The sequence below is a fragment of the Aestuariicoccus sp. MJ-SS9 genome, assembly GCF_032586235.1.
In the GTDB taxonomy this organism is placed as follows: Bacteria; Pseudomonadota; Alphaproteobacteria; order Rhodobacterales; family Rhodobacteraceae; genus Aestuariicoccus.
Genome location: NZ_JAWHTD010000091.1, coordinates 1 through 6,035, shown reverse-complemented (window position 1 = coordinate 6,035; position 6,035 = coordinate 1). Strand labels below are relative to the sequence as shown.

Annotated in this window: 4 protein-coding genes and 1 riboswitch; all 4 genes read left to right on the top strand. The window is 56.4% G+C overall.

What is annotated here, in order from left to right; all coding sequences use genetic code 11:
• Positions 1-167 precede the first annotated feature (167 nt).
• Positions 168-3,134 carry a S8 family serine peptidase gene (locus tag RXV88_RS23015; protein WP_316296039.1) on the top strand — a complete coding sequence of 989 codons (2,967 nt, stop codon included), beginning with the start codon at positions 168-170 and terminating at the stop codon, positions 3,132-3,134.
• Positions 3,135-3,550: 416 nt separating this feature from the next.
• Positions 3,551-4,396, top strand: coding sequence for a class I SAM-dependent methyltransferase (locus tag RXV88_RS23010; protein WP_316296038.1), 846 nt, complete (start codon positions 3,551-3,553; stop codon positions 4,394-4,396).
• Positions 4,397-4,513: 117 nt separating this feature from the next.
• A complete protein-coding gene (locus tag RXV88_RS23005; RefSeq protein WP_316296037.1) occupies positions 4,514-5,257 on the top strand; it encodes a hypothetical protein in 744 nt (247 codons plus the stop codon).
• A 321-nt stretch (positions 5,258-5,578) separates the two neighbouring features.
• Positions 5,579-5,680, top strand: a riboswitch (SAM-I-IV-variant riboswitch).
• 122 nt (positions 5,681-5,802) lie between these two features.
• Positions 5,803-6,035 (top strand): metallophosphoesterase (locus tag RXV88_RS23000; RefSeq protein WP_316296035.1); only part of this gene is annotated, 233 nt, incomplete at its 3' end.

Below are 6,035 nucleotides of genomic sequence, written 5' to 3'. Positions count from 1 at the left end.
GCTTGTTCATACAACGCGTCTAACGGCATGGATTCACGAAGTGAATCCTTCGCCGACAGACTTTTGCAACAACGCCGTGGGGGGGGTGCAAACGGTCGTGAAGCTTGACGCACAAAGCTTCGAGAGTCATCCTACTGCGGGGCAGAGCGCTCTTGAAGGAGGCGGCTGTGAAATTTGATTTTCTTGATTTTTCGTTCACGTTTCAATTTGGTTTGCCAGAGGACGCTGCCCCGCCCCCGTTCGCGCCGCCTGTGGCTGCATTTGGTCAAGCGCTTGCCGAGTTGGTCAAAGGCCCCGGAAAGCCCGACAGCATTCCTGCGTGGCAGTCGATCCCGGAGACCGCCCCCACGGATGCCGAAGATATCTCACATGGTATCACCGCGCTGCTGCAGCAGGATGAATATGTCCCGTACGGTCTCCAGGAGGTGCTGCAGCCGAGTGATCCCGGGTCAAACTACCTACACAATATTGCACCGGTGATTTTCCAGGGTCTGGCTTTTGAGGCCGGTACACAAGCGGGTGGCCACGCCATTCAGGTTCCGCCTGTTTCATTCGTGCATCCCACCGCTGACACATCGACGGGAAGCGACGCGCTTGCCAGCTTCGGTCTACTCGGGTCTTTCGATACGATAGCGGTGGCCGAAGAGCCTGGCGATGAACCCGTTCAGGACGGGATAGAGCTTATCGTTCAGTTCTCTGCTGGGGCAAGCGCGGCCGACATCAGGGGAGCCATGGGTGCCGTTGGCGGGGCGCCGGGACTTGTCCTGCGGGAGAACGGAGGGCCGACCGGCGAGGCAGGGAAGCTTCAGGTTATCAAGCTCGGCGAAGGTTTGAGCGCGGAGCGCGCGGTCGAGATCCTGGAGAATCGGCCTGGCGTTGAGTTTGCCGAACCGAATTTTGTCTTCACCGTCGACACGATTGACGATCCTTATTTCACCAACGGGTCGCTTTGGGGCATGCAAGGGGGAGACAATACAACCGTCTTCGGCAGTCACGCCGCGGACGCATGGAGTGATGGCAATATCGGCGCGAGCACAAGCATTGTGGGCGTCATCGATACGGGTCTGCACTACACCCATCCCGATCTTTATCTCAATGTTTGGATCAATCAGGGCGAGATACCAAGCGAACTTGCCGCCGACCAAGATGGTGACGGTCTTATCACCTTTTATGATCTCAACGTCATGGTGGGTGGCACCTACGTCAACAGTGTCAATGACCTCAACGGCAACGGCTATATCGACGCGGGAGACCTTCTGCAGGACCCGAATTGGGCAAACGGAGATGACGAGGACAGTAACGGTTATACTGACGACCTCGTCGGATGGGACTTCCTCGACAACGACAACAATCCATTCGAGGCTTACCAAAGCCGCGGACCTTTTGGCAGCGGAACGTCGCACGGCACCCATGTCGCCGGCACGATCGGGGCAATCGGAGGCAATGGAATTGGGGTCGTCGGAGTAAGCCAGCAAGTCCAGATCGCGGCGTTGCGCTTCATCGGTGAGCGCGGAGGATCACTGGCCGACGCCATCCTGGCGATTGACTACTTCACCGATCAAGCCATCGGCGCGCTCTCCGCGGAAAATTTCGTTGCGACAAATAATTCCTGGGGTGGCGGCGGCTTGTCTCAAGCCCTTCTCGACGCAATCACGCGCGGCGCAAACGAGGATGTTCTCTTTGTCGCATCAGCTGGCAATGACGGACTGAACACCGATCAGTCGGCTCACTACCCAAGCAACTACGACACATCAGTTGTCGCATCCTATGATGCGGTCATATCGGTGGCGTCGATTAATGAGGCAGGCGGGCTGTCCTCATTCTCAAACTACGGAGCTTCGACTGTCGACATTGGCGCGCCCGGTGAAGGTATCTGGTCGACATTTGCCAATGGAAGCTACGCCAGTGCGAGCGGCACCTCGATGGCGTCACCACATGTCACCGGAGCTCTGGCGCTTGTCTCGGCAGCATACCCGGAGCTCACGGCTGAACAGCTGCGAACGCATCTGCTTGACTCCGCGGTGCCGACTGGCTCGCTGGACGGCAAGACGGTCACCGGCGGTCGACTCACCATTGACGCGATGCTTGGGTTGATATCCGGCCCTGCGGAGCCCAACGAAGCACCCGTGGCATTGGATGACAGCGACACGACGGACGAGGACACGGCGGTAACCGTCCACGTCTTGTTTAATGACAGCGACTCCGACCCTGATGATGTCCTGACGGTAATGGGTGTGACGCAAGCGGTGAACGGGACCGTCGTCATCAACGAAGACAACACGGTCGACTACACTCCCAATGAAAACTTCAATGGGACCGACAGCTTTGTCTACACTATTTCCGATGGGCAGGCCTTCGACACGGCGACCGTTACCGTCACGGTAAACCCTGTAAAAGACGCGCCGATTGTCGCTGATGACGCTTTCACAATCGAAACCGGCACAACTCTTTCTGGAAATGTGTTTGAAGACAACGGCTTCGGTGTGGACTACGATCCAGACGGGGATTCTATCAATGCTGTTCTAGGTGACGGCCCGTCGAACGGGACTGTCACGCTAGACAGTCAGACTGGAGAGTTCGACTATACGCCGAATGAAGGCTTCTTCGGAACGGACAGCTTCACATACACCGCCTCTGATGGCGAACTGGGATCGAGCCTTGCGACTGTGTCAATTACGGTCAACGAACCCAGCTTGGATGTTTACGGAAACGACACCCTACCTGATGATCTGCTTGCCAAAGGTGGGATCATCAGTGGCTTGTCCAAAGACGGCACATTCAACGGGGCTGGAACCCAAGACACGCTGACAGGGTCGGACCTCGCGGATGTATTTTTATTCGGCGACAGCCGCGGCGTGTTTTACGACGACGAAAGCAATAAACCAGGGGGCGGCGACCTCGACTATGCGCTTATCGTCGGCTTTGAAATCACTCAAGATAAGCTCGGCCTGTCGAGCACAGGATCGTATATAGCTACGTGGGATGGGGCAGACACCCAAATTTACTTGGACGTGTGGCGCCCGGGGTCGGATAGTCGAGACGAGTTAATTGCTATTGTCGAAGGTGTAAATTTGACTTTGGGTGATGGCTTGGACCACTACAGGGTCGACTCCGATGCCTATCCCATTGCGTGATGGAGCCGGTCAAATGACGACAGTTTTGTCATCCAAGCCACCAGATGCCGGGACTAAACACCTAGGTGGGCGTGTTCGCTAGAATTCTGACTGAGGAACCCAAAAAAATAAATGAAGAACTCGCTTTCTAAGCGGCTATCCGCGGCAAAGCCCTCATTCGACCTTCCTAAAACAATGGCGGGATTGGGCTCGTCCAAGACATCTGAGCAAAATGATCAGATGTCCGCTGAACTGCGGCAAGCTGCCGTCAAAACCGACAGAACCGCAGAGACTCGCTTGAACGGCGGCTTCCGCCGGTACCGGACGTTCGCGGCAATCGAGCACAGGTTCGGCTTGCGGACAGTGCGGACGTTTTACAGGTGCGCAATTCCTTGCTTTACTTAAGCCTAGGAAAGCGCCGGGATGCGAACATCACAATGCAGGACAACCAAGCTCAAGCGGACTATTGGAGTTCGGAAAGCGGTCTCAAATGGATCGCGTTTGAGAATGAACTCGATCTGGTCTTTGGTGCCGTCGACAAGGCGTTGCTTGACTGGTCAGGCCCTAGGCCGGGCGAACGGGTCTTGGACATTGGCTGCGGCACCGGGGCGACAACGCGGACCTTTTCAACACGGATCGCGCCCAACGGAGCTATAAGCGCGGTTGATATTTCGGTTCCCTTACTGGACCACGCGCAGGCCCATCAGGCGGAAGATGGTGTGAATATCGGATACTATTTGGTCGACGCGCAGAGCGGCCAAATTCCGGGCGCGCCTTTTGATCTGGTGATCTCGCGGTTTGGGTCAATGTTTTTTTCCGATCCAGCGGCAGCATTCGCTAACATTCGTACGCACATGCGGCCCGGCGGGCGCATAGTTCTTGCCGCCTGGGCCAGGGCCAAGGGAAACCCCTGGTTCGAAGTCCCCAAGGACGCCGCAGTCCAAAGGCTGGGCCCGCTGGATCAATCCGACCCGAACGCGCCCGGACCGCTGGGCTTTCAGAATGTCGACCACGTTGTCGCGACGTTGAAAAAGGCCGGATTTCAAAGCGTGGTTGGTGAAACGATCCAAGTGTACCTGGAACATCCGGGCCCCGTTGAGCGCGTTGCCGCACTGGCGTCGAACATCGGTCCGGCGGCCAGAATACTAAAAAAATACAACGGGTCCGGTGACGACATTGCCGAGATCACTCGATACGTCACAGCCAACTTCCAAATTTTCGTGGGTGAGAAAGGTGTTCGTATCCCGGCGAGCTTGAACTTTTTCAGTGCTGCAAACCCGTAAACCTGTGCGCAAGGCATCAAGCAACTAAGTCCGGATCGGGCTCCGAGCGCACGTCAAAGACATTCTCCCCGATGTCCGCTATGGTGAATCGATCCTTACGCTTGCCCGCACCGCACAGTGACGCCAGAAACGAAAGCCTGTGTAGTTCTTGTGGTTGGCAGCGCGCCAGATGTCGTGCGATGTCGCTTCTGGCCGCGGTCGACCTTCTCGGAAATCGTAGCGATAAATAATGCATGGCGCATTCGCGATGATTGGGACTACCTCATCGCGCCCGATGATTTTCCCCGCGAGCGAATTCCACACATCCTCCGCCCTGGTCAGAGTCTCGTGGGCTCAGCGGAATATGTTCCTGCAAACAATCGTTTTGGTGGTGTCTTCTACGCCGGCGGCACGATGGCCTTCACCGCCGGCTATTGGGCGCTTCATGCACTACGCCCCTCGATCCTTACTTTCGTTGGATGCGATATGGTCTATGCCGCTTCAGGCAAGACGCATTTCTACGGCTCCGGTGACGCCGACCCTCTGCGAGACGATCTCAGTCTCCGAAGCCTTGAGGCGAAGTCAGCACGACTGTTGCTGCATGCGGCTGAACTCGAATGTGCCTGCGTGCGGTTGTCATCTGGCGAGAGCCGCCTTGTGTTTCCAAGTATGGACCACGAAGACCTTGGTCGAGCAGCGGCATCCAGAATATCGATAACACCTGGACCACTGTTCGACATGGCAAAGGATGTGGAAGAGCGACTGGGCTATCGATGTGAGTCGGGGCGCTATTGGGAGATTGCCGAAGAGTTTTCCATTGAACGGGTTGATGAGCTTGACTCGCTCTGGCTTCGGGCAGCTCAAGCCGCGATGGTAGCCTAGATAGTAGATTACCCGTGTCCGGTTCGGGCTCTTCTCAGTCATCTGATCAAAATAATCAGATGACCGCTCTAGTTCGATATCCGGTCGTCGGGCGGTAGGGCAGTCCTTTGCTGCTGAGCCCCAAATAGCGCGTGGCCTAGCCCTTGTTAGGCATCTAGCGGTGATCTCTACCACCAATCGGGGACCAACGACGCTGTGCGGTGGCCCAGAACGCCGCAAATGGACCGACCACACGCCCGTGCATTCGCTGTTGGCTTTGCCAGCACTATCGGCGTGTGCTCTTTCGTGTCGTTGTAATTCTGACCAATCGAGACTAAGTTAGAAATGTGTGAAGAGAGCGTCGTCTTGGCGCCACCAACCCGCCTCCCATGGGTGGTTTTCGAAAGGACACACGGCCAAGCAGAGGCAACGGGCATCCCAAAATCTGCACGGAATGGCGAACGCGATCTGTCCTGCGCGTTCACCATAGGACTGAGCGTCAAAACAATGGCGCCTCGATTGATGGCGTGAACCGCGCTGGAACAGATTTGAGGAAGGAGTAGCAGATGTATGACATCATCCCAGACACACATGGCCAAGCAGCAAAGCTTCGCGACCGGTTAGGCAACTTGGGATACAGCGAGCGCAATGGTGCGTTTCGGCATTCTCAAGCTGGCAGACAGTGTGTTTTCCTAGGCGATTACATCGATCGCGGGCCTGGCAACGCTGCGGTAATCGACGTCGTTCGACGGATGATTGATGCCGGTACTGCCCATGCCATCATGGGCAATCACGAACT